Origin of the sequence: Burkholderia sp. Ax-1719 (assembly GCF_011753055.1) — a bacterium.
GTDB lineage: Bacteria > Pseudomonadota > Gammaproteobacteria > Burkholderiales > Burkholderiaceae > Paraburkholderia.
Genome location: NZ_VWWJ01000008.1, coordinates 113231 through 137081, shown reverse-complemented (window position 1 = coordinate 137081; position 23851 = coordinate 113231). Strand labels below are relative to the sequence as shown.

22 protein-coding genes are annotated in these 23851 nt (G+C 64.5%); 14 read left to right on the top strand and 8 right to left on the bottom strand.

Annotated features, from left to right (window positions below):
- Positions 1 to 43: 43 nt before the first annotated feature.
- Positions 44 to 1597, bottom strand: coding sequence for an N-acetylmuramoyl-L-alanine amidase (locus tag F3J17_RS16990; RefSeq protein WP_167060860.1), 1554 nt, complete (start codon positions 1595 to 1597; stop codon positions 44 to 46).
- The gene (gene tsaE, locus F3J17_RS16985) at positions 1579 to 2163 is read right to left on the bottom strand and encodes a tRNA (adenosine(37)-N6)-threonylcarbamoyltransferase complex ATPase subunit type 1 TsaE (RefSeq protein WP_167060857.1); all 585 of its coding nucleotides are present in this window, start codon (positions 2161 to 2163) and stop codon (positions 1579 to 1581) included. Before tsaE ends, F3J17_RS16990 begins: the two co-directional genes overlap by 19 nt.
- A 119-nt stretch (positions 2164 to 2282) precedes the next feature.
- On the opposite strand from tsaE, the gene queG reads away from it, so the two are divergent.
- From queG to F3J17_RS16945, 8 genes are all read left to right on the top strand, one after another.
- Complete coding sequence (gene queG / locus F3J17_RS16980) at positions 2283 to 3512, top strand: tRNA epoxyqueuosine(34) reductase QueG (RefSeq protein ID WP_167060854.1); 1230 nt, start codon at positions 2283 to 2285, stop codon at positions 3510 to 3512.
- Between the two features lie 162 nt (positions 3513 to 3674).
- Positions 3675 to 4160: a methylated-DNA--[protein]-cysteine S-methyltransferase gene (locus F3J17_RS16975; RefSeq protein ID WP_345891212.1), complete on the top strand. Its 486-nt coding sequence runs from the start codon at positions 3675 to 3677 to the stop codon at positions 4158 to 4160.
- Positions 4157 to 5233 carry a site-specific tyrosine recombinase XerD gene (gene xerD, locus F3J17_RS16970; protein ID WP_240161023.1) on the top strand — a complete coding sequence of 359 codons (1077 nt, stop codon included), beginning with the start codon at positions 4157 to 4159 and terminating at the stop codon, positions 5231 to 5233. Before F3J17_RS16975 ends, xerD begins: the two co-directional genes overlap by 4 nt.
- 68 nt (positions 5234 to 5301) lie before the next feature.
- Entirely contained in the window at positions 5302 to 5793 is a 492-nt protein-coding gene (ybaK, locus tag F3J17_RS16965) for a Cys-tRNA(Pro) deacylase (protein ID WP_167060848.1), read from the top strand.
- Between the two features lie 144 nt (positions 5794 to 5937).
- Positions 5938 to 6561 carry a glycerol-3-phosphate 1-O-acyltransferase PlsY gene (plsY, locus tag F3J17_RS16960; RefSeq protein ID WP_167060846.1) on the top strand — a complete coding sequence of 208 codons (624 nt, stop codon included), beginning with the start codon at positions 5938 to 5940 and terminating at the stop codon, positions 6559 to 6561.
- 298 nt (positions 6562 to 6859) lie between these two features.
- Complete coding sequence (locus F3J17_RS16955; RefSeq protein ID WP_167060843.1) at positions 6860 to 8659, top strand: methyl-accepting chemotaxis protein; 1800 nt, start codon at positions 6860 to 6862, stop codon at positions 8657 to 8659.
- Between the two features lie 472 nt (positions 8660 to 9131).
- Complete coding sequence (locus tag F3J17_RS36275) at positions 9132 to 9578, top strand: DUF2442 domain-containing protein (protein ID WP_240161022.1); 447 nt, start codon at positions 9132 to 9134, stop codon at positions 9576 to 9578.
- Between the two features lie 45 nt (positions 9579 to 9623).
- Complete coding sequence (locus F3J17_RS16945; protein WP_167060838.1) at positions 9624 to 10100, top strand: SRPBCC family protein; 477 nt, start codon at positions 9624 to 9626, stop codon at positions 10098 to 10100.
- A 43-nt stretch (positions 10101 to 10143) separates the two neighbouring features.
- Here the strand turns inward: F3J17_RS16945 and F3J17_RS16940 are convergent, their stop codons facing one another.
- Positions 10144 to 10629: a YajQ family cyclic di-GMP-binding protein gene (locus tag F3J17_RS16940; RefSeq protein WP_167060835.1), complete on the bottom strand. Its 486-nt coding sequence runs from the start codon at positions 10627 to 10629 to the stop codon at positions 10144 to 10146.
- A 181-nt stretch (positions 10630 to 10810) separates the two neighbouring features.
- On the opposite strand from F3J17_RS16940, the gene murB reads away from it, so the two are divergent.
- Positions 10811 to 11866, top strand: a complete 1056-nt coding sequence (gene murB, locus F3J17_RS16935; protein ID WP_167060833.1) for a UDP-N-acetylmuramate dehydrogenase — start codon at positions 10811 to 10813, stop codon at positions 11864 to 11866.
- A gap of 72 nt (positions 11867 to 11938) precedes the next feature.
- Here the strand turns inward: murB and F3J17_RS16930 are convergent, their stop codons facing one another.
- On the bottom strand, positions 11939 to 12766 hold the full coding sequence (locus F3J17_RS16930) for an EAL domain-containing protein (protein ID WP_167060830.1): 828 nt from the start codon (positions 12764 to 12766) through the stop codon (positions 11939 to 11941).
- Between the two features lie 364 nt (positions 12767 to 13130).
- Between F3J17_RS16930 and hmgA the strand changes: the two genes are divergently transcribed.
- The 3 genes from hmgA to F3J17_RS16915 all read left to right on the top strand — a co-directional run bounded on the left by hmgA (position 13131) and on the right by F3J17_RS16915 (position 17020).
- A complete protein-coding gene (hmgA, locus tag F3J17_RS16925; RefSeq protein ID WP_240161032.1) occupies positions 13131 to 14432 on the top strand; it encodes a homogentisate 1,2-dioxygenase in 1302 nt (433 codons plus the stop codon).
- Positions 14433 to 14434: 2 nt separating this feature from the next.
- Entirely contained in the window at positions 14435 to 15736 is a 1302-nt protein-coding gene (gene fahA, locus F3J17_RS16920; protein WP_167061185.1) for a fumarylacetoacetase, read from the top strand.
- Between the two features lie 198 nt (positions 15737 to 15934).
- A complete protein-coding gene (locus F3J17_RS16915; protein WP_240161021.1) occupies positions 15935 to 17020 on the top strand; it encodes an acyltransferase in 1086 nt (361 codons plus the stop codon).
- A 100-nt stretch (positions 17021 to 17120) separates the two neighbouring features.
- Here the strand turns inward: F3J17_RS16915 and F3J17_RS16910 are convergent, their stop codons facing one another.
- Positions 17121 to 18272 carry an MFS transporter gene (locus F3J17_RS16910; protein WP_167060825.1) on the bottom strand — a complete coding sequence of 384 codons (1152 nt, stop codon included), beginning with the start codon at positions 18270 to 18272 and terminating at the stop codon, positions 17121 to 17123.
- A gap of 67 nt (positions 18273 to 18339) precedes the next feature.
- On the bottom strand, positions 18340 to 19524 hold the full coding sequence (locus tag F3J17_RS16905; RefSeq protein WP_167060822.1) for an MFS transporter: 1185 nt from the start codon (positions 19522 to 19524) through the stop codon (positions 18340 to 18342).
- 359 nt (positions 19525 to 19883) lie between these two features.
- Between F3J17_RS16905 and F3J17_RS16900 the strand changes: the two genes are divergently transcribed.
- Entirely contained in the window at positions 19884 to 20144 is a 261-nt protein-coding gene (locus F3J17_RS16900; RefSeq protein ID WP_240161020.1) for a hypothetical protein, read from the top strand.
- Positions 20145 to 20205: 61 nt separating this feature from the next.
- Here F3J17_RS16900 and F3J17_RS16895 read toward each other — a convergent pair whose 3' ends face one another.
- Both F3J17_RS16895 and F3J17_RS16890 read right to left on the bottom strand, forming a co-directional pair.
- Positions 20206 to 22020: a winged helix-turn-helix domain-containing protein gene (locus F3J17_RS16895; RefSeq protein ID WP_167060820.1), complete on the bottom strand. Its 1815-nt coding sequence runs from the start codon at positions 22018 to 22020 to the stop codon at positions 20206 to 20208.
- 255 nt (positions 22021 to 22275) lie between these two features.
- Positions 22276 to 23130: a crotonase/enoyl-CoA hydratase family protein gene (locus F3J17_RS16890; protein ID WP_167060817.1), complete on the bottom strand. Its 855-nt coding sequence runs from the start codon at positions 23128 to 23130 to the stop codon at positions 22276 to 22278.
- A gap of 133 nt (positions 23131 to 23263) precedes the next feature.
- On the opposite strand from F3J17_RS16890, the gene F3J17_RS16885 reads away from it, so the two are divergent.
- Positions 23264 to 23836: a hypothetical protein gene (locus tag F3J17_RS16885; RefSeq protein WP_167060815.1), complete on the top strand. Its 573-nt coding sequence runs from the start codon at positions 23264 to 23266 to the stop codon at positions 23834 to 23836.
- The last annotated feature ends 15 nt before the right edge of the window (positions 23837 to 23851 follow it).

Genomic DNA, 23851 nt, shown 5'->3' with positions numbered 1-23851 from the left:
TGGCGCGGCGTTTTCGCGTAAGCGGCGCGTGCGAATGCGCGCGTTACGTCATGCGGTTCTTCGCCAGCGGCGGGTTGGCCGCGAAATAGCGCTTGATGCCCTTGAGGATGGCGTTGGCCATCTTGTCGCGATAGGCGTCGTCGTTGAGCTTCGATTCTTCTTCAGGGTTGCTGATGAAGGCGGTCTCCACGAGGATCGACGGAATATCGGGCGCCTTGAGCACCGCGAAGCCGGCCTGCTCGACCGAACCCTTGTGCAGATGGTTGATGTCGCCGACTTCGTTGAGCACGAAATTGCCGTAGCGCAGCGAATCGCGGATCTGCGCCGTGGTCGACATATCGAACAGCGCGCGGTTCACGGCGGCGTCGGCCGTCTGCACGCTGATGCCGCCAATCTGGTCCGACGAGTTTTCCTTGTTCGCCATCCAGCGCGCGGCCGCGCTCGACGCACCGTGCTCCGACAGCGCGAACACCGACGAGCCGCGCGCCGAAGGCGTCGTAAAGGCGTCGGCGTGAATCGACACAAACAGGTCCGCGCCCACGCGGCGCGCCTTCTGCACGCGCACGTTGAGCGGCACGAAGAAGTCGGCGTCGCGCGTCATCATCGCGCGCATATTGGGCTGGCCGTCGATCTTGGCGCGCAGCTTCTTGGCGATGTCGAGCGCGATGTGCTTCTCGTAGGTGCCGCCGCTGCCGATCGCGCCCGGATCTTCGCCGCCGTGGCCCGGGTCGATCGCCACGGTCAGCAGACGCGTGGTGCCGCTCTTGTTCGACTTCGGCGTGGTGAAGGCGTAGTTGTCGCTGTCCTTGCCACCATCGTCGTCGTTGTTCTGGGCGACGACGGGCGGCTTTGGCGCGGGCTTCGGCTTCGCCATGACGGGCGGCACAGGCGGCATGGACGGAGCAGACGGCGTGGGCCGAGGCGCGGGCGCGCCGTCGTTCTGCGCGTAGCGGTTGAAGAACGCGTCGCTGTTGTCGTGCGCAGGCGGCGTGTTGGGACCGGCCAGCGTAGACGGCGTCGAGGGCGGCGCGCTGTCGCGCATCGCCTGGTGGGCGTCGAGTTGCTGCTGCTTGTGTTCGGTCTGCGCGAGCAGATCCATCAGCGGATCGGGCGCAACGGCCGGGTAAAGGTCGAACACCAGCCGGTACTTGTACGAGCCCACCGGCTGCAGCGTGAACACCTGCGGCTTGACCGTGCCCTTGAGGTCGAACACCATGCGCACGACGTGCGGCTGGTATTGCCCGACGCGCACCGCCTGGATCTGCGGATCGTTCGGCGTGATCTTGGAGACGAGGTTCTTCAGTGCGTCGTCGAGATCGAGGCCGCTTAGATCGACCACGAGTCGATCGGGGTTTTGCAGCAGCGTCTGCGTGTTGGTGAGCGGCTGATCGGATTCGATGGTCACGCGTGTGTAATCGCGCGCCGGCCACACCCGCACGCCCATCACCGAGGTCGCCCACGCGAGGCGCGGAGCGGCGAGGCCCAGCAACAGCGACGACGCGCCCGCTTTCAGGATCTGCCGGCGTCGCCAGTTGTGCGTGGCGGTGGCGGCCGATTCGATCGAGCGGAACGGTTTGATTAACATCTTTCTAGACATGCCTTTCCTGATGCGCTGTATGCGTAGGCGGTGAGCACGCGGCCTTCACCGTGCGGACCGGGTTCGAGCTGGAACACGAGGTCGGGCACGCCAAGCAGGCCACCCGCGCGTTGGGGCCATTCGACGAGACAGACCGCGCCTTGCGCGAAATACTCGCGAAAGCCGGCGTCGGCCCATTCGGCCGGGTCGCTGAATCGATACAGATCGAAGTGATAGAGCTGGAGTTCCCCGCCCGCGCTATCCGGGCGCGCGACGGTATAAGGCTCGACCAGTGTGTAGGTCGGGCTGCGCACGCGGCCCGTATGGCCGAGCGCGCGCAGCGCGGCGCGCACGAGCGAGGTCTTGCCTGCGCCCAGATCGCCGAGCAACTGCACGTGCAGGCCCGCGAATGCAGGCCGTGAGGCGTCTGACTGGCTGGATTCTTGCGTGCGCAGGGCGTCGAGCGCGTGCGCGAAGCGAGCGCCGAACGCATCGGTGGCGGTTTCGTCCGCGAGCTCGAAACGGCGTTCGAGTTGAACGGGAACGGCGGGCAGGCTCGCGTGGTGCTGTTCGGGCGTGTCGGGCATTCTCGTAAAATAGCGTGATGAACCCCTTGCTTTCCCCCTCGGACGAGGCGCGCGCGTCGAACGCAGCGCCTGCCTCGCAACAGCCAGCACAGCCAGCACAGCCAGCAGTGGCGTCGAATATGGCGTCGGGCGCTGACGCGGCTGCTCGCGAGCAAACCGCAACGCTCGACGAGGCGGCGCTGGCCGCGCTCGCGGCGCGTATCCGCGCATGGGGGCGCGAGCTGGGGTTCGGTGCGATCGGTATCAGCGATACCGACCTGTCGCATGCCGAGGCGGGCCTTGCCGCATGGCTCGAAGCGGGCTGCCACGGCGAGATGGATTATATGGCCAAACATGGCATGAAACGCGCGCGGCCCGCCGAGCTTGTGGCCGGTACGCGACGTGTCATCACGGCCCGCATGGCGTATTTACCGGCTTCGACGCTGGAGGGCGTTGCGCAGGCGAACGCATCGGGAAAGACGCCCGAATTGCAGTCTGAAAGCGCGCCGCAAGACTGGCGTCGACGCGAACACGCCCGCCTGGCCGACCCGCACGCAGCGGTCGTCTCGGTCTATGCGCGCGGGCGCGACTATCACAAGGTCATGCGCGCGCGCCTGCAACAGCTTTCCGAGCGCATCGAAAAGGAAATCGGCGCATTCGGCTATCGCGTCTTTACGGATTCCGCGCCGGTGCTCGAAGTGGAACTGGCGCAGAAGGCCGGCATCGGCTGGCGCGGCAAGCACACGCTGCTGCTGCAAAGCGATGCGGGCTCGCTGTTTTTCCTCGGCGAAATCTTCGTCGATATTCCGCTGCCGACCGATGCCGACGATCCCGAATCCGCCGCGCCCGAAACGCCCGGCGCGCATTGCGGCAGTTGTACGCGCTGCATCGACGCGTGCCCGACGGGCGCGATTACCGGGCCGTATCGCGTCGATGCGCGGCGCTGCATTTCGTATCTGACGATCGAACTCAAGGGCAGCATCCCGCTGGAGATGCGCGAGCCGATCGGCAATCGCGTCTATGGTTGCGACGACTGCCAGCTGGTGTGCCCGTGGAACAAGTTCGCGCAGGCCGCGCCGGTGGCCGATTTCGACGTGCGGCATGGGCTCGATCGCGCGAGTCTGGTCGAGCTGTTCGGCTGGAGCGCGGCGCAATTCGACGAGCGCATGCAAGGCAGCGCGATCCGGCGCATCGGCTTCGAGAGCTGGTCGCGCAACATCGCCGTGGCGATGGGTAATGCGCTGCGCAATCCGGCGTCAAGCGACATGCCGGAGCGACGCGAGGCCATCGTGGCGGCGCTGCGCGAGCGCGCGCATGACGAATCGGCGATTGTGCGCGAACATGTGGAGTGGGCGCTGGAAGCGGCCTGATCGATCCGGACAAGGAGCGACGAGATGAAAGCATCGGCATCGTATTCACTGTGGGACGACGCGGAAGACGCGGCGATGCGCGAGGCCGCGCACGTGCCGCCCGCGCCACCCGCGAGGCCCGCAAAGCCCGAAAAAGCGCCCAGCGCGCAGGCGCTGCGCAAGATCGCGCCGCGCAACTACAACGCGGTGATCGACGCGCCGTTCGGCAAGGTCGGCATCGTCACTGGCGAGGACGGCGTGCGCGATATCGTTTATCTGCCTGGCGACACGCCGGGCCTCGCGCCCAATTCCGCACTCGCCGAACGCGCTGCCGTGCAGATCGTGCGCTATCTCGACGACGCAGCCGCGCCTTTCGATCTGCCGCTTGCACCGCTCGGCACCGATTTCCAGCGCCGCGTGTGGGACGGCATCTGCTCGATTGGCCTCGGCAGCGTGCTCACTTACGGCGAGCTGGCGCAGCGCGTCGGCACCATCAACGCGCGCGCGGTGGGGCAGGCTTGCGGCTCGAACTATTTTCCGATCGTGATTCCCTGCCATCGCGTGGTGTCGGCCAGCGGCATCGGCGGCTTTTCGCATCACGGCGGCGACGGTTTTTTCCGCGACGTGAAACGCTGGCTGCTCGCCCACGAAGGCGTCACGATCCGATGAGCGCGGCGCACAACCCGAAAGACATGAACGATCAGCACGAGTTACACGAAGACCCCGACAACGGCCCGAGCGACGACGATTTCGCGGACGAGCACGAAGACGCGTTCGCCGACGAAGCAATCGGAGCGACCGACGCCGCCGACGCGGACGAAAGCACGCTCACGCCCGCCGCCGCGCAGGCGCTCGCCACGAGCCAGCTCGCCATCGACACGTTCTGCGACGCCATGTGGCTTGAGCACAATCTGTCACGCAACACGCTCGATGCTTACCGGCGCGATTTGCGCCTGTTCGCGCAATGGCTCGCCAGGGCGCGCGAACACGGTCTCGACGTGGTGCAGGAAGACGATCTGATCGCCTATAGCGCGCGCCGCAAGGACGATAAATCGACTTCGGCGAACCGGCGGCTTTCGGTGTTTCGCCGCTATTACGGCTGGGCGTTGCGCGAGCAGCGCGTGAGCGCGGACCCAACCGTGCGCATCCGCTCGGCGAAACAGGCGCCGCGCTTTCCCACCACGCTCACGGAAGCCCAGGTCGAGGCGCTGCTCGGCGCGCCCGATGTCGCCACGCCGCTGGGCCTGCGCGATCGCACCATGCTCGAACTGATGTACGCGAGCGGCTTGCGCGTGACCGAACTCGTCACGCTCAAGACCGTCGAGGTGGGGTTGAACGAAGGCGTCGTGCGCGTGCTCGGCAAGGGTTCGAAGGAGCGGCTGATTCCTTTTGGCGAAGAGGCGTCGGCGTGGATCACGCGCTATCTGCGCGAATCGCGGCCCGCGCTGCTGGGCGCGCGCACGAGCGACGCGCTGTTCGTCACCGCTCGCGCCGAAGGCATGACGCGTCAGCAGTTCTGGCACATCATCAAGCGCCACGCGCTGCAAGCGGGCGTGCATGCGCCGCTTTCGCCGCACACGCTGCGGCACGCCTTCGCCACCCACCTGCTCAATCACGGCGCGGATCTGCGCGTGGTGCAACTGCTGCTCGGCCATAGCGATATTTCGACCACGCAGATTTACACGCACGTTGCGCGCGAGCGTTTGCGCCTGCTGCACGCGAAGCATCATCCGCGCGGTTGAAGCGATCCGATGTGCGGCGCGGCGGCCTTGCCCGACGTTGGCTGGCGTTGCGCATTAAAATGCGCGCCATGAGCAAATCGAAACACGTCTCCGAAACGCCCGCCACGCAGATGCTGCGCCGCGCGGGCGTCGCGTTCGGCGAGCATCCCTATGAGTATGTCGAGCACGGCGGCACGGAAGAATCCGCGCGCCAGCTCGGCGTGGACGAGCATAGCGTCGTCAAGACGCTGGTGATGGAGGACGAGCGCGCCAAACCGCTGATCGTCCTCATGCACGGCGACCGCAAGGTGTCGACCAAGAATCTCGCGCGGCAGATTGGCGCGAAGAGCGTCGAGCCCTGCAAACCGGAAGTCGCGAATCGTCATTCGGGTTATCTGGTGGGCGGCACGTCGCCGTTCGGCACGAAGAAGGCGATGCCGGTCTACGTCGAATCGACGATCCTCGAACTCGACCAGATCTGGCTCAACGGCGGCAAACGCGGTTATCTCGTGAGCCTCGCGCCCGCGGTGCTGACCACGCTGCTGGGCGCCAAGCCGGTCCAGTGCGCGCTGGTTGACTGAGCAAGCGCCGCCAACGTTCGATCCCTGGTTTCCATGGGTTTCCCTGCTATAGGTGGAATACAGGGGGAAAGCGCGCGCCTGCTTCGGTAGAATGAGCGCCTTCGCGCACGCAGCGCTCTGTTTCCACTCCTTCGGGTTTCGTGCATGTACAACCTGTTAGTCGCCGTCGCCGCCTATCTGATCGGCTCGATTTCGTTTGCCGTGATCGTCAGCGCCGTGATGGGCCTGGATGACCCGCGTTCCTACGGCTCCGGCAATCCGGGCGCGACCAACGTGCTGCGCAGCGGCAACAAGAAGGCCGCCATCCTCACGCTGATCGGCGACGCCTTCAAGGGCTGGCTCGCGGTCTGGCTGGCGGCGCGCTTCGCGCCGCAATTCGGTCTGGGTGAAACCGCCGTGGCGCTGGCCGCCATCGCCGTGTTTCTCGGCCATCTCTATCCGGTCTTCTTCCGCTTTCAGGGCGGCAAGGGCGTGGCGACCGCCGCTGGCGTGCTGCTCGCCGTCAATCCCGTACTGGGCGGCCTGACGCTGCTCACCTGGCTGATCGTCGCGTTCTTCACGCGTTATTCGTCGCTGGCGGCGCTGGCCGCTGCGGTGTTTGCGCCGCTGTTCGACGTCTTCATGTTCGGCGCGCACGTCATGGCGCTGGCGATTCTCGCCATGAGCGTGCTGCTGTTCTGGCGTCACCGCGCCAATATCAGCAAGCTGATGAACGGCACCGAAAGCCGTATCGGCGATAAAAAGAAGGCCGCCGCGGCCAGCAAATAAGGCTTTTTACGGTTGAACCGATTGCCCTGAAACGGCCCGCCCTGTGTGCGGGCCGTTTTGCATTTCAGCTTTCGATCCGCCTGCAATAAATTCCCGCCAGATCAGGCATTTATGCGATTTACCGATTGCGCGCGCATGCCCGAATAATCGCGCGTTCATACCCCGATAAACCCTACTCAAGTCGCCTGCGCCGCCTGCCGTAATTGCGTCTGTCGTCCACTCATGGCAGTCAGTCGCAGTCAGTTTTTTCTGTTCGGCAGTCTGATTCAAACCACTCCCACACGGCGCTTTTTCACCCATGTTTTCCACCATTCGCGCGCGCATCGTCGCGCTATGCGTCGTTATCGTCGTCGTGGCGCTTGCGGCCAATACCGCGCTCGACTATTTCGTTGCGAACTCGCACAACAAGGATTCGATCGACGCGACACTGACTGCGGTCGAGAACAGCCACGCCGAGGGCATTGGCGACTGGGTGGCGACGCACGCGCAGATGATCGAATCGTTGCAGGACGCCGTGCTGCAACCCGATCCCGTGCCGATGCTCAAGCAGATCGCGACGGCCGGCGGCTTCACCAACGTCTACGTCGGTTACGCCGACAAGACCGCGAAGTTCTCCGACGCGACCGGCATCCCGCCCGACTACGACCCGACCGGCCGTCCCTGGTACAAGCAAGCCGTGGCGGCGGGCAAGGGCGTGGTGACGCCGCCTTACGTCGACGTGGGCACCGGCAAGCTGGTGGTGGCGTTCGCCACGCCCGTGATCCGCGATGGCCAGGTCAAGGGCGTGATTTCCGGCGACGTGGCGATGGACAGCGTGATCGCCAACGTGCGCTCGATTCACCCGACGCCGGCGAGCTTCGGCATGCTGGTCGACAGCGCGGGCGAGATCGTCGCGCACGACGACGCCAAGCTCACGCTCAAGCCGGTCACCGACGTTGCGCCCGATCTCTCCGGCGACAAGCTGGCCGCGCTGTTTGCCGCGACGCGCCCGGTGCATATCGACGTGAACGGCGACGCCAAGCTGATGCGCGCGCAGGCGATTGCGGGCACGGACTGGCGCGTGATCGTCGCGTTCGACCGCGCTGATGCGCTGGCGGGCATGCGCTCGCTGCTCACCGTTTCTCTGATTACGCTGGTGGTGATTTCGGTGGTGGCGGCGCTGGTGGTGGGCGCGGCGACCTCGGTATCGTTCAAGCGCCTGTCGAGCGTGCGCGACGCGATGGACGCGATCAGCGCGGGCGAGGGCGATCTCACGCAGCGCCTGCCGGTCACCGGCAACGACGAAGTCGCACAGATCGCGCGCTCGTTCAACGGCTTCATGGACAAACTGCGCGACGTGATGCGCCATATCCGCGACGCGAGCCAGTCCGTACGCACCGCGAGCGATGAAATTGCCGCTGGCAACATCGATCTATCCGGCCGCACGGAATCGGCGGCGGCGAGCCTGGAAGAAACCGCGGCCTCGATGGAGGAAATCACCGCGACGGTCGCGCAATCGGCCAACGCCGCCCAGCAGGCGGACATCACGGCGAACTCGGCCTCGACGGTGGCGTCGCGCGGCGGCGCGGTGATCAGCGACGTGGTCGATACGATGGGCGCGATCGAGAAGGCTTCCGTGAAGATCGCCGACATCATCGGCGTGATCGACGGGATCGCATTCCAGACCAATATTCTGGCGCTCAACGCGGCGGTGGAAGCAGCGCGCGCGGGCGAGCAGGGGCGCGGTTTCGCGGTGGTCGCGGGCGAAGTGCGCAGCCTCGCGCAGCGCAGCGCGCAGGCGGCGCGCGAGATCAAGGGGCTGATCGAATCGACGGTGGCGAGCGTGAATTCGGGCTCGCAACTGGTGCGCCGCGCGGGCGAAACGATGGACGAGATCGTCGCGAACGTCTCGAACGTGACGACCATCATTTCGGAAGTGACCAATGCCGCCGGCGAGCAGACGCGCGGGATTCAGGAAGTGAACCGCGCGGTGAGCCAGCTCGACGAGATGGTGCAGCAGAACGCGGCGCTGGTCGAGCAATCGACGGCGGCTGCGGCCGCGTTGCGTAGCCAGGCGGTGAATCTCGCGGAAGCGGTGGGGCAGTTCAAGCTCGATTGATTTTTTTGGTTGAGCGGAAGTGGGAAAACGGCGCTGCGGCGCCGTTTTTTTCGCCTGTAGTTTTGGCCGTTTGGCTGAGGTTTCAGCATCGGTGCGAATGCTTATGCTGGGCTTCGATCGCGTTTGTGGATGGCTTTGTTTTGGCGCAAGGAAGCGCTGTGGCTTTGCCGGGAACGGACGCTCAGGAAACCTCACATTCGGTTAATTTCGAAGTCCCAATGCCAATCGTTCTTCGTGTCTTAGGCGCTCTCGTGAGAATCCATTCGAATGACCATGATCCAGCGCATGTTCACGTCGAGACCTCTGACGGCGAGTGCGTCTTAAACCTCAATTGTCCGGATGGGCCGCCGGTTTTGCGCGAACGCACTCCGCTTACACAACGCGTCGTCAGACGCTTCGTAAAAGCGCTGCAACCGGAAGTCCGACACCTTTGCTGGCACTGGAAACAAATTGACTTCAGGAGATCTCAAACATGGTTGTCTTCACCTGTGAGGAGTACGAAGCCGCTGGGCGGGCGGGAGAGAAAATTCCGGTCGCGGTCGCCGCGCATTACAACCGCACAAGTCGCAAACTCGAAATCTCGTACGCGCATGGCGTAGATATCGCGGTGCCCATCGTGCTGATTCAAGAATTCCACTTCATGGAGTCGTGGCCCACGCCGACGCAACTGGCAAGGATCGAAATCTGGGGCGCGGGGTCGTCGATTTACTTTCCGCGTCTGGATGAAGCGGTATGGGCGCCAGGGCTGCTCAATGGGGCATATGGTTCGAAGATCTGGATGGAAGACATCACGCGAGCCACGTCGGCGCTCAGGGCGCGGGCCAGAGCGAGGATCATTCGTGAAAAGGGCCGCCAGACGGGACTGTTGCGTCAGAGGTCGGCAACGCCATTGGAGATGGAGCTTGAAAGAACGGTATGAGCATGCGTATGCTCGTTGAGTCGATCGAAGCGCAAGGAAACCGACATGCCCCATGACGCAAACGCAGCGGGCGAATCACGCTTCACCTACGTCACCTACATCCGCGCCACGCCCGACGAACTCTGGACGGCGCTCACGAGCCCCGCTTTTACCGAGCGCTACTGGTACGGCATGCATCAGGAAAGCGACTGGCAGGCGGGCTCGCCTTGGTCGCTGCATTTCGCCGATGGCCGCGTGGCCGATTCGGGCGAGATCGTTGAAGCAGCCAAGCCGAAACGACTGGTGATTCGCTGGCGCAATGTGTTTCGCCCGGAGCTGAGCGAGGAGGGCGATTCCCTCTGCACGCTGGAAATCGAGGCGGTGGAGCATGCCGTGAAACTTACGGTCACGCATCGGGTGAACCGCCCAGGCTCGAAGTTCATCGACGCCGTGTCGGACGGCTGGCCGCGCATCCTGTCGAATCTGAAGACCCTGCTGGAAACGGGCGAGGTATTGATGCCGCTCGTCGCGACGGGCGCTTGAAACCTGCCTCAAGTCCCGCCGCAACGAGCGGCGTGCGGCTACATCAGTCGCGGAAGTTGTTGAAGTCGAGCGGCGTGTCGGTCACGTCCTTGCGCAGCATGGCGATGGTGTTCTGCAGATCGTCGCGCTTGGCGCCCGTCACGCGCACGGCGTCGCCCTGGATGCTGGCCTGGACCTTGATCTTGCTGTCCTTCACCAGACGCACGATTTTCTTGGCGAGGTCGCCCGAGACGCCCTTCTTCACGGTGATGATCTGCTTCACCTTGTCGCCGCCGATCTTTTCGATCTTGCCGTAGTCGAGGAAACGCACGTCCACATTGCGCTTGGCCATTTTCGAGATCAACACGTCCTTCACCTGGCCGAGCTTGAAGTCGTCGTCGGCGAACGCGGTCAGCTCGCGTTCCTTCTGCTCGACGCGCGCATCCGAGCCCTTGAAGTCGAAGCGAGTGGAGATCTCCTTGTTGGATTGCTCGATCGCGTTCTTCACTTCGATCATGTTGGCTTCGCTGACGACGTCAAACGATGGCATTGCTTTCTCCCAAAGGTGCGAGCCACGCTGCGTCGCATACTGAGACGCGCCGCGCACTCGCTATAATCACGGACCGCGCCATTTTACCGGCGTGGCCCGGTTTGCCCAAGGCTGCGCGGCGCGAAGCGCAACGACAGCCCCTCAGCCCGATCCCGTCCAGTTTCCGTCCCGATTTTTCCCGATGTCTGCCTCTCTCGCGCCCGCCGATCCGTCCCCCGTGTGGTTTTCCGCTGGCTATGCGCTGCGCGCGCATAACACCTTCGGCTTCGACGTGCGCGCGCGTCTGGCCTGCCGCATCGAACACGAAGCCGATCTCACGAAGGCGCTGAACGACCCGCGCGCCGCCGGTCTGCCCACGCTCGTGCTGGGCGGCGGCAGCAACGTCGTGCTCACGCGCGACTTCGACGGTCTCGTGCTGATGATCGCGCTGGCAGGCAAGCGCGTCGTGCACGAAGACGACGCCGCGTGGTACGTGGAAGCCGCCGCGGGCGAGAACTGGCACGATTTCGTGGCGTGGACGCTCGAAGCGGGCATGCCGGGTCTCGAAAACCTCGCGCTGATCCCGGGTACGGTGGGCGCCGCGCCGATCCAGAACATCGGCGCTTACGGGCTGGAAATGGCCGAACGCTGCGTCCGCGTGCGCGCCATCGAGCTTGAAACCGGCACGGCCTATGAATTCGACGCCGCCGACTGCGGCTTCGGCTATCGCGACAGCTTCTTCAAGCGCGAAGGGCGCGATCGCTTCGTGATCGCATCGGTCACGTTCCGGTTGCCGAAGGCCTGGCGCGCCAACGCCGGTTACGCCGACCTGGCGCGCGAACTCGCGCAGCAAGGGCTCGCCGAAGCGCGTCACGCGCGCGACGTGTTCGACGCGGTGGTGGCGGTGCGCCGCGCCAAGCTGCCCGATCCGCTCGTGCTCGGCAACGCGGGCAGTTTCTTCAAGAATCCGGTGATCGAGGCGGAGCAGTTCGACGCGCTCGTGTTGCGCGAGCCGCAGGTGGTCTCGTATGCGCAGGCCGATGGCCGCGTCAAGCTGGCGGCGGGCTGGCTGATCGATCAGTGTGGCTGGAAGGGGCGCGCGCTGGGCGCGGCGGCGGTCCATGAGCGTCAGGCGCTCGTGCTGGTGAATCGCGGCGGCGCGTGCGGCAGCGACATCCTCGACCTCGCGCGGGCGATCCAGGCCGATGTGCTGGCGCGCTTTGGCGTGGAACTGGAACAGGAACCGATCAGCCTCTAAACCGGGCAACCCGCATCCTCTACAAGCAGAACGCCGCGCCTTTGAAGCGCGGCGTTCTGCTTTTCAGGCTCATCAAGCCGCGCTGTTCTGCGCGTCGAACACGGGCCCCTGCACGAAGCGCACGTCGTACTGCTGCAATTGCTCGAACTGGGCGACGTCCATCACGCGGTTGAAAATCAGCGGAATGCGCAGCCGCGCCGCGTAACTCACGAGCGGTTTGACCATCGAATCGCGCAACGCCGAACTGGCGTCCATCTTCACGAAATCGAGCCGCGCGCTGTCGGACACCGACAGGATCTGCCCCGCGTTGGACAGATTGCCCGCCACCTTGAAGCCATAGCGCTGATAACTCTTCGTCAGATAGCCGACGAAGGTGCGATGCGCGACCGCCGCCGCCGGCAATTCAATCACTACCCGCCCGGGATTGAGCCCGAACGACACCAGCACGTTCGAAAAATGGCGTCCGTGATCGTATTTCACGCTCTTGAGCAGACGCTCGTGCACGCGCAGGAACAGCAGGCCGTGCTGCTGCGAACCCAGAAAGTTGATCGTATGCAGCGCCCGCACGCAGCGATCGAGCGCCACCAGTTCGGGGTCGTCGAGCGTGTCGGAGAAGGGATCGAAGGGCGTGATCTTGCCGCCGTCGTCGCGCAGCGTCACCGCCTGAAAGCCGAGTTCGTCGCCAAAACGCGCAGCCGACGACAGATCGGCGGTGAGCGACTGTGCGCCGCCGTGCACGCTGATGTCGTAGATCGGCTCGTAGGCGCTGAGCATTTCCACGCCGCGACGCCGCGCGATGGCTTCGGCGTGATGCGCGCCGCTCCCCATCGCCAGGTGCTCGCCGAGAAAAGGATGGCTGGCGGAGCGGGCAACAAGCTCGGGAATGGTCGGAGCGATCATGACGCGATGAAGAGAACCAGGAAGTCGGAAAGAAAAAACAGCGACGCGGCCACGGGGGCCGCATGACTTGATGGTAGCAGCCCCGGACGCTGCGGCATGCACTGATTGGTGATAACGATATCCACACGCGAAGGCTTGCCAGGCGTGGCTCCGCCGCTCAGGAAGGGGATTCCCAGGGTTTACATGTAATTTCACTAATCAGAATCCGTTTTACTATTCGTAAATCGCGCGACGGAAGACAGCTTGACCATGCCGCCGCGCCGGCCGAATCGGTAGGGAACCTGGAGAGACAGTGATGAACGCACCTTTGCCCGACGTGAAGCACGCGCCCGCTCGCGGCCACGACGGTTACCCGGATGGCTACATGAGCGGCTTCGGCAACGAATTCGCGACCGAAGCGTTGCCCGGCGCCTTGCCCGCGGGCCAGAACTCGCCGCAGCGCTGCGCCTACGGCCTGTACGCCGAGCAGCTGTCGGGCACGGCCTTCACCGCGCCGCGCTCGCACAATCGTCGCTCGTGGCTCTATCGCATCCGTCCGGGCGCGGTGCATCAGCCGTTCACGCCGCTCGCTAGCAAAGCCGACGGCGAAGGCGCGCGCCTCGTCGCCGATTTCGGTGCTGTGCCGCCCACGCCGCCCAACCAGCTGCGCTGGGACGCGCTGCCGATGCCCACCGCGCCGACCGATTTCATCGACGGCTGGGTGACGATGGCGGGCAATGGCTCGGCGGCTTCGATGAGCGGTTGCGCGATCCATCTCTACGCGGCCAACCGCTCGATGAAGGACCGCTTCTTCTACAACACCGATGGCGAACTGCTGATCGTTCCGCAACAGGGGCGACTGTCGATTGCGACGGAAATGGGCAAGCTCGACATCGAGCCGTTCGAGATCGCGGTGATCCCGCGCGGCGTGCGCTTCGCGGTCGAATTGCCCGATGGCGAGGCGCGCGGCTATATCTGCGAGAACTTCGGCGCGCTGCTGCGCCTGCCGGATCTGGGCGTGATCGGCTCGAACGGACTGGCGAACCCGCGCGATTTCCTGACGCCGGTGGCCGCCTATGAAGACCGTGAAGGGCAGTTCGAACTCGTCACCAAACTGAACGGCGAACTGTGGCGCGCGGATATGGGCCATTCGCCGCTCGACGTGGTGGCGTGGCACGGCAATTACGCGCCCTACAAGTACGATCTGCGCCGCTATAACACGATTGGCTCGATCAGCTTTGACCATCCGGACCCGTCGATTTTCCTCGTGCTGCATGCGCCGACCGACACGCCGGGCGTCGATTCGATCGACTTCGTGATCTTCCCGCCGCGCTGGCTGGCCGCCGAGAACACCTTCCGCCCGCCCTGGTATCACCGCAACGTGGCGAGCGAATTCATGGGCCTCGTGCACGGCGTCTACGACGCCAAGGCCGAGGGCTTCGTGCCGGGCGGCGCGAGCCTGCACAACTGCATGTCGGGCCACGGCCCGGATGCCGAGACCTTTGAAAAAGCCTCGAACGCCGATACGAGCAAGCCGCACAAAGTTGGCGACACGATGGCGTTCATGTTCGAGACCCGCACGCTGATCCGCCCGACGCAATTCGCGCTCGAAACGAGCCAGCTGCAGGCGCATTACTACGAGTGCTGGCAAGGCCTCAAGAAACACTTCAATCCGGAGCAGCAATGAGCATCCCTAACCATAGCGATCTGCAGGCGACCCTCGACCCCGCGCGCAAGAGCTGGATCGACAGCGCAAACGACGCGGCCTGCGATTTCCCGATCCAGAACCTGCCGTTCGGCGTGTTCAGCACGGCGCAGCAGGCGCATGCGCGCGTGGGCGTGGCGATCGGCGATCAGGTCGCGGATCTGGCCGCGCTGGTTGAAGCCGGACTGCTGCGCCTGCCGTCGGAGGCGAATGTGTTTGCGCGGCCGGCGCTGAACGACTTCATCGCACTCGGCCGCGATACATGGCGCAGCGTGCGGGTACAGCTATCGTCGCTGCTCGCGAAGGACACCGCCCCGTTGCGTGACGACGCCGCACTGCGCGCCCGCGCGCTCGTCAAACTCGCCGATGCGAAGCTGCATCTGCCGGTGGATATTCCCGGCTACACGGACTTCTATTCGTCGAAAGAGCACGCCACCAACGTGGGATCGATGTTTCGAGATCCGAAGAATGCGCTGCTGCCGAACTGGTCGGAAATGCCGATTGGCTATAACGGACGTGCATCGTCGGTGGTGGTGAGCGGTACGCCGGTGCGCCGTCCGAATGGTCAGCTGAAGCTGCCGGACCAGGAGCGGCCGGTGTTTGGCGCGTGCCGCAAGCTCGACATCGAACTGGAGACGGGATTCATCATCGGGCGGGGCAACGCGCTGGGCGAGCCGATCGCCTGCGAGGATGCCGAGACGCATATCTTCGGGATGGTGCTGCTCAATGACTGGAGCGCACGCGATATCCAGCAGTGGGAATATGTGCCGCTGGGACCGTTCAATTCGAAGGGCTTTGCGACGACGATCTCGCCGTGGATCGTGACGCTCGATGCGCTGGAACCGTTCCGCGTGGCGCAGCCGGTGCAGGAGCCGCAGCCGCTGGCGTATCTGCGCCATGCTGGCGAGCATGGGTTTGATATCGAGCTGGAAGTGCTGCTGCGGCCTGAAGGCGCTGATGAGGCTACGACGATTTCGCGGACTAACTTTAAGCACATGTATTGGACGATGGCGCAGCAGCTCGCGCATCACACGGTCGCTGGATGTAACACGCGCGTGGGCGATCTGATGGGATCGGGGACGATCTCTGGGCCTACTGAGGATTCGTTTGGAAGTTTGCTTGAGATTACCTGGAACGCTAAAAATCCGCTTGCGCTTAAGTCGGGTGGGACGCGTGGGTTTATCGAGGATGGCGATGAGCTGACGCTGGCTGGATGGTGTCAAGGCGATGGGTATCGCGTAGGGTTTGGGGCGTCTGTTGGGGTGGTTTTGCCTGCGCTTAAGTAACTCGTTGGCACGATCTGGTGATCGTGCCGCTCTGTTCGACTCATGCTGTCCCCGTGCGGGACAGCATTTTTTTGTCGCGCGGAAAGCCACCGTACTGTGGTCTAAAGCACGTTACGCAGTAGTTTGATCGCAGGCATCAACGGCGCGATTCTATAATCTCGCGGTCCACACCCGATATGTCGCCGGAGTCATTCAGTTATGACGATGCGTACGAACCAGCAACCCAAGCTCTGTGGCCTGGAATACCTGCGTTTTTTTGCGGCATTTGCGGTGCTGGCGCATCACATTCTCGAAGAAATGTCGGCTAGCCCGCTCGCGCATGTGCCTGCTGCCATACAGCGTGTAGGCGCATGCGGTGTCGACGTGTTTTTCGTGATCAGCGGGCTGGTTATGTGGCACACGACTGCGGGCTTCTCTTCGCAAACGTCGGCCAAGCGTTTTCTCACCCGTCGCCTTACGCGAATCATCCCGCCTTACTGGATGTTCCTTGCCGTGGTGATCGCGCTATCCTGCAGCGGAATTGCCTATAAGCACCGGCCGCTGGCAGCCGTGGGCCTAGTGGAATCGGCATTTTTGCTTCCACCGACTACCTCGGCGGGTTTGGTTCTCGGCGTTGCATGGACGCTCGTGTATGAGGTCTATTTTTACCTCATTTGTACCGCTGCACTCTTTCTTCCGTGGCAAAAGTATCGGCTGGCGTTCATCGGCGCACTCATCGCCGGTGTGCCGATCGTGCTTTCAACGGTCGGTGCCACTGCACAAGGCGAATATTACGGAAATCCGATCGTAGTCGAATTTCTGGCCGGTATATTTCTCGGCGCTGTAGGCATGCGGTTGCCTGAATCCAGCTCCCGCATCAGATGGATGGTGTCGATGGCGTGTGTCGCGCTCTTCTATTGGGCTTCGCTGGTCTCGCCCGATAAAGCCACAGCCGGCCTGCCGACCACGTTCAGATGGTGGGCCTGGGGGATTCCGGCAGTGCTGCTGGTAGCCGCATTTATGCGCATGGAGGACCGGCATGGCCGATTAGGGCGCACCCTGGCATTGCTCGGCAACGCGTCCTATGTACTCTATCTGACTCACGGATTCTGGATGAACGTCTTTGCTAAGGCCATCAAGTCCGGGATGTTCCACCATCAGTTCAGCCTCTGGCTGGCAGTCGCCAGCATAGCGGGTCTTGCGGTTGCGTCGGCTGTGATTGTTCACTTGTACGTCGAAAAGCCGCTACTGGGCTGGTTCGCGGACAAAAGGTCCGCCCGGATTCTCCAGTCGGTACGCACGTGAAGTTGTATTGATTTCGCGAAATAAGTTTGGCAGTGCCCGTTACACCTGAACCTTTTCGTGATTGATTTGCGGTCCGATCAATTTTATGAGAGGCCGGGCACTATGGCCGCGCAATGGCGCGAACCCGCTCCCACCGCAACGCCCCCAAAAACATCAGCCCACAAACAAACAGCACCCACAGCATGGAATCGCCCCCGGCACGCTGCATTAGCGCCCCGGTAACAATCGGTCCACCAAAACTAGCCGCGCTCCACGAAGCGCTCACCAACGCGCTAGCCGACACCAGCGCCACCCCTTCAAACCGCTCCCCGCAAGCCACAATCGATAGCGTGTAGATCGACCCAGCCGCCGCCCCCAAAACAAACAACAACGGCCAGCGCAACCACGGCACCTCGACAACAAAAGGCAGCAACGGCAACAACGCAACCACGACGACGCCCATCAGCGCATGCACCCGCTCACGCCCGAGCCGGTCGGCAAGCCAGCCAATCGGAAACTGCATGGTCGTATCGCCGAGCAGCACCACCGAAGCAAACAGCACCGCCTCTTCGCTGCCAATCCCATGCCCAATCGCAAAGAGCGGCAGCAGCGACAACGCCAGCGTATCGAACAGCGCAAAAAATCCCGTACCGATAATCAGCGCCGGCATCTTCGGCAGCACGTGTCGCCAGCTGCCATGCGGCTCATGCAGATCGGATGTGTGAGGACTGGAGCGGATCGCCGCCAGCATCGGCAAGGCGACCAGGAAGATCGCGCCGCAGATCGCGAAGCGCCACGCCGTATAGTCGGCGATCTGGCTCACCAGTACCGGCCCCGTCATCTGGAACAGCGTGAAAGTGGTCGCGTAGATCGCCACCACGCGGCCGCGATTGGTGTCGTCGGCAAGTTCGTTGACCCACGCTTCGCCGATCGTGAACAGCAGCATCAGCGCCGCGCCGCAGATCATCCGCAGCAGACCCCATAGCCACAGATTCGCGCAGCACTGCATCAGCGCCGTCGCCACGGCTACGGCCAGCACGGACCCCACGATCACCTGGCGCGAGCCAAATCGTGCGGCGATCCACGCCGTCATCGGCACGACAATCAGGCCGCCGAGCGCCTGGGCAGCCGTGAGCAGGCCGACCACGGTCGCGCCGTAGCCGGCGTCAGTCAGCGCGAGAGCAGTGAGCGGGAGAGTCGCGCCGGAGCCCAGGCCAACCACAGCCACGCTCAGGATCAGCGCGAGGAAATCGCGGGTAAGGACGGTTTTCATCGGGCGCAATCCTACTACGCCCGCTGTGTTGTCCATGCCGTCCGTGTGGAAAAATCCCGCTGGCGTGTCAGACCGCCGTGGTCGGTCCGCTCACCGCAGTACGGCGACGCGCGCGGCGATCCAGTTGCGCCGATACGAACGTGAGGCCAAGTGCGGCCAGCGCCATCAGCAGGCCCACCCACGGCAGCGTCGTGAGCGCGGCGCCCGAGCCGATCGCCACGCCGCCGATCCACGCGCCGCCGGCATTGCCCAGGTTGAACGCGCCCTGATTGAGCGTCGAGGCCAGATTGGGCGCTTCGCTCGCACGGTTGACGATCAGCATCTGCAGCGGCGGCACGATCGCAAACGCCAGCACGCCCCAGACGAAGATGGTCGCGCTCGCCATGACCGGGTCGTGCATGGTCGCCGAGAACACCGCGAGCACCACGCCGATCATCGCGAGGAACACCAGCAGCGAGCGCATCAGCTTCCAGTCCGCGAGTTTGCCGCCCAGCGTGCTGCCTACCGTCAGGCCCAGACCGAACAGCAGCAGCACGAAGGTGACTTCGTGCGGCGAGAAGCCGGAGACGTCTTCGAGGATCGGCGTGATGTAGGTGAACACCGAGAACAGGCTCGCCGACGCCAGCACGCTGATCCCCAGCACCATCAGCACCTGCGGATTCCTGAGCACGCTGAATTCGCGCACGAGGCTCGCTTTCTGCATTTCGATGTGCTTCGGCAGGCAGACCTGCAAGGCGAGCGCCGCCAGCAGGCCGATGCCCGTCACGGCCCAGAAGGTCGTGCGCCAGCCGGCGAGCTGGCCGAGCGCCGTGCCCAGCGGCACGCCCAGCACGTTGGCGAGCGTCAGGCCCGTGAACATCAGCGCGATCGCCTGGGCGCGCCGGTTGGGCGCGACCAGTCCGGCCGCCACCACCGAGCCGATGCCGAAGAACGCACCGTGGCAGAACGCCGTGACGATGCGCGCGGCCATCAGGATCGAATAATTGGGCGCCAGTGCGCACAGCAGGTTGCCGACGATAAAGATGCCGATCAGCCGCATCAGCGCCGCCTTGCGCGGCACGTTGGCGATAGCGATGGCGACGATGGGCGCGCCGATCGTCACGCCCAGCGCGTAGGCCGAGACCAGCATGCCCGCCGCCGGAATCGACACGGAGAGGTCGCGCGCGACATCGGGCAGCAGGCCCATGATGACGAATTCGGTGGTACCGATACCAAACGCGGCGACGGCAAGGGCGAGGAGGGGCAGTGGCATGGCTGTGTGGCTGGCGTGATCGGACGTGATCGGGGCAGATCCCGCATGCGCAAAGCCCCGTTTGCGGGCCTCTGGCTGAAATCGAGCAGGAGTCAAGCCGGGATTGTACTGAAATGCGCCGCGCCGCATGCGACACCCTTTTCTTGCGTTCTTCTTACGCAACACCGCCCATTGGCCGGTTGCCTTGACGATTTCTTCAGGTTACGTCCATGGTGCGCGACGCGGGCGAGCCGCACCATGCGACGACGAACCCGCCCGCCGCCGCCGTGTCAGCGCATCGGGCCGGTTTTCGTCCGCACCGCGCATGGCGGCCGCCTCGCATGCGCTTTTCCTTTCGTGGATTTTCCTGGAGCGATGACATGAACACGCTGAATACCGTACGCATCGCGGTGGCCTGCTCGGCCGCCTTGTTTGCAGGACTCGCTTTGGCCGATACGCCCGCCGATCCGTCACAGGCCGCGCCGTCGGCGTCGCAGGATGTGGGCGGCACGCCCATGACCAATAGCGCCTCGGGCGCGCCGATGGCGCTCACGCACGCACAGGTCTATCAGGATCTGTTGCGCTCGGAGCAGACGGGTGAACGCGATCGTCTGAACAACGATCTCTATCACGGCAACTAGGACGCTCGACGCCAGGAGACCGTCTTTCTCAGGGCCGGAGCGCGACGCCGCTTTTGCATGGCTATTGCGCCCGGCCTTCGCCAATCAGTTGCTCGATTTTCCTCATCCGCCCGCTGGGGCGATAGGGCTTGAACCACGGATTCATGCGCAGCTCGCACAGGCGCGAACTGCGCTCGGCGACTGCAGCGTCGAGCCAGTGGAACATTTCGTCGGGTTGCGCTAGGCGCGCGTAGATTTCGGCGATCAGCAGCGGCGAGGTGTACTGGCTGCGTCGTCTCGTCAGCAGATCGTCGCGATACCAGTGCAGCACCGCGTCGTAACCGCCCACGTCCCATTGCGCGCGGATCGTCGCTGCGCGCGCGTGCAGGCCGCAGCGCACCAGCGCCTCCACGGTCGCATCCACGGCCTGCGCGTAGAGCTTTTTCACTTCGAAGGCCGTTGCGAGCACCTGATACGCGAGCGGCGAATAATCCATGTGGCCCGGCGAGAGATAGTCGCTCACCACTTCTTCGTGCCGTCCCGCGAGAATCATGCCGAAGGCGCGCGAGCCCTGGAACGCCAGCGGATCGATGCGCTCTGCGCGCGCCATCTCCACTTCGCCTTCAGCACGGCGGCCCGCCGACAGCAGCAGGCGCGCATACAGCCGGTGCGCTTCCGGGTAGCTCGGATTGCGCCGCAGCGCCTCCTTGAAGCCGGCTTCGGCGCGCGCCCAGTCCCATTCGAAGAAGTAGCGCACGGCGGCGAGCGCGTGGTGCGCTTCAGGCAGGTCGGGGTCGAGTTCGAGTGCGCTGTGCGCGAGCGCGCGTGCGATCGGCCAGCCGTCGTCGGGCGCGAACATGCCGTGCACCACGGTCGCGCCGTAGTAGTTCGACAGGCCCGCATAGCCCAGCGCGTAGTTCGGATCGTGTTCGAGCGCGGTTTCGAAGTAGCCGCGGCTGCGCGCGAAGTCCTCGCCGTCGATGCCGTGATGCGCGCAGAACGCCGCATCGAAATGCACGCGCCGATACCAGAAGTAGCGTCCGCGCACGTAGGCGTCGTGCGCGGCGGGATCGACGGGCAGGCGCCGCGCGAGCATCGAGCGCTGCAGCTCAGGCAGTGTGGCGGCGAGATCCTGCGCGAGCGCGGCGGCGGCTTCCTTGAGGATGTCGAGCGCGCCAGGCGAAACCGGCTCGTGTGCGCGGCTCCAGATCTGCACTTCGTCGGCGCAGCGGATCAGGCGCGTGAGGATGCGCGCACGCGGGCCTTCGCGCGAGAGCGAACCTTCGAGCACGTAGTCGAGCTTGAGCTCGCGCGCGATCTCACCAATGCCCTTGGCCGTGTCGCGGTAACGCGCCGCCGTCGTCCGCGCGATCAGGCGCAACGGCTGTGCGCCCAGTGCGCCGATCGTGCCCAGCGTGGCCGAGATTTCATCGGCGAGGGCGCTGCACAGGTATTCCTGATTGCCGTCGCCGGTGAGGTTTGCAAACGGCAGCACCAGCACGCGCACGGCGCTATGTGCGCCCGCTGTGTCGATCGCATCGGCGGAGTCGCTTGCGCTGGCGTTGGGCTGGCTGGCGAAATCCGCACCGTCGAGCCGATAGCCTTTGCCCTTCACGGTCACCAGATGACGCGGCTTGAGCGGATCGTCGTCAAGGGCGATACGGATCTTGCGGATCGCGGTATTGATGCCGTTTTCGGTGTCGCGGTAGGGGTTGCCGTGCCACAGTCGCTCGACGATATCGGCGCGCGAGATCAGCTCGCCATGACGCGAGGCGAGCAGGATCAGCAGATCCATCGGCAGGCGTTCGAGCCGGACTTGCTCGCCGGCGCGGCGGAGCTGATAACGCTCGACGTCGAGTTCGAAATCCGCAAAGCGGATGATTCGATCCGTCGGCATGGGCGGTCCCCTGATGCGGCATCATGGGTTGCGCGCGCGGCGGCGTCATGTCCGAGGGGAGCCCCTTCGAGGTACGGATCGCGCAGAGGGCGCGGGCGGCGCGGGCGAAGTTGGTCTTGCTATCGAGACAGGGCTGGCGATGCGACGCGCCGGACAGCTACGCCGGATTTGTCGGATGCAAGCCTGTCAGATTCAATCTAGCGGCTCGCGCAGCCACGTTCAAGCCTGGATCGCCTGGATCACGCGTAATCACGTTCAATCGTCGATGGACGTGCCGTGTCGCCCCGCGCCCGAGGCGAAGCGCGCGGCCATCGCCAGACCTTCGTCCATCACCGCGCGATAGCCTCCCGCGCCTTCGCGGCACAATGCTTCGGCCAGATCGGCAAGCGGGCTGTTTTCATACGCCGAGCGGCGATCAGCCAGCAGCGCCGCCTGCGGAAAGGCGGCAAGCTGCGTGGCCAGCGCTTCGGCTTCGGCGCGCGCGGCGCCTGGCGCGACGACGCGGTTCGCAAGGCCAATCGCCAACGCTTCCTGCGCGTCCACGGCGCGCCCCGTGAGGATCAGATCGAGCGCGCGTGACAGGCCGATCAGGCGCGGCAGGCGCACGCTGCCGCCATCGATCAGCGGTACGCCCACGCGGCGGCAGAACACGCCCAATACCGCGCTTTGTTCGATCACGCGCAGATCGCAGAACAAGGCGAGTTCCAGGCCGCCCGCGACGGCGTATCCTGAAATAGCGGCGATGACGGGTTTGCCCAGCAGCATGCGCGTCGGGCCGAGCGGCCCCGGCCCGCTGCCATCGGCGTGGACTTCGTTGCGGCGCGCATCGTCGTTGAGCGCACCCAGATCGGCGCCCGAGCAGAAGGTGCCGCCCGCGCCGAACAGTACGCCCGCGCGCCACTGCGGATTCGATTCGAAACGTGCGAAGGCGGCGGCGAGCGCATTGGCGACGGCGCGGTCGATCGCATTGCGCTGGGCAGGGCGATCGAGCACGACGGTGGCAATCGTCGCGTCAGGTCCGCGCGATTCGATGCGCACATGAGCGCCGAATGTTTCGATACGCGTGTCGTCGTGGTGGGCGTTGTTGTTCGTGTCGTTGCAGGTGTCCATTGGCGGCTTCCCGGATGAACCCACATCGCGCGCATTCACGCGGCATAGGTCACGAAATAGTCACGAATCCCTCGTAGCTTAGGCCGCTTTTCCTCCCTGCGAGAGGCGCCTTACCTGCATGCCGAAGACGTCCATGTCCACGTTCCCCGAGATGCCTTCGATTCCGTCGCCGCCATCGTCGTCGACTTCCGTGCCGAGCTCCGCGTCGACGCTACAGGCCGCAAGCGGCCCGCTCTGGGTCGTGCCCCTGCCTGCCCATCAGGCCTTCGACCACGTGCGCTTCAAGCGCGTCTTCACGACCGATGGCACGCGCCACGAAGTGGTGCTCGTCGATCTCCACAAACTGCTGCTCTGCGCCGACCGCGACGATACCGATTACGTGCTCAAGCCCGTCGATGACTGGCATGTGGGCAAGGTGCGCGGCATCCGCGAGTTTCTCGATCCGCGCAACGAGCGCGTGCCGCAAATGCCCTACGTGACGATCTCGAAGCGGCGCGCAAGCGGTCTGGCCGGCTGGCTCGGCGTGTCGCATGTCGGTGTCGTGGCGTTTCGCAATGGGCAGCATCGCGCGCGCTATCTGGCGTGGGCGGGCGCGGTATGGCTGCCGGTTGAAGTGCACGAGCGCGAAGCGCCGTTGCTGCGCGAGTTCTGCGGCGCGGCGGGCGAGGACGACGAACAGCGCGAAGCCGTGCAGCACGCGCCCTGAGCGCTGAATCCCGCC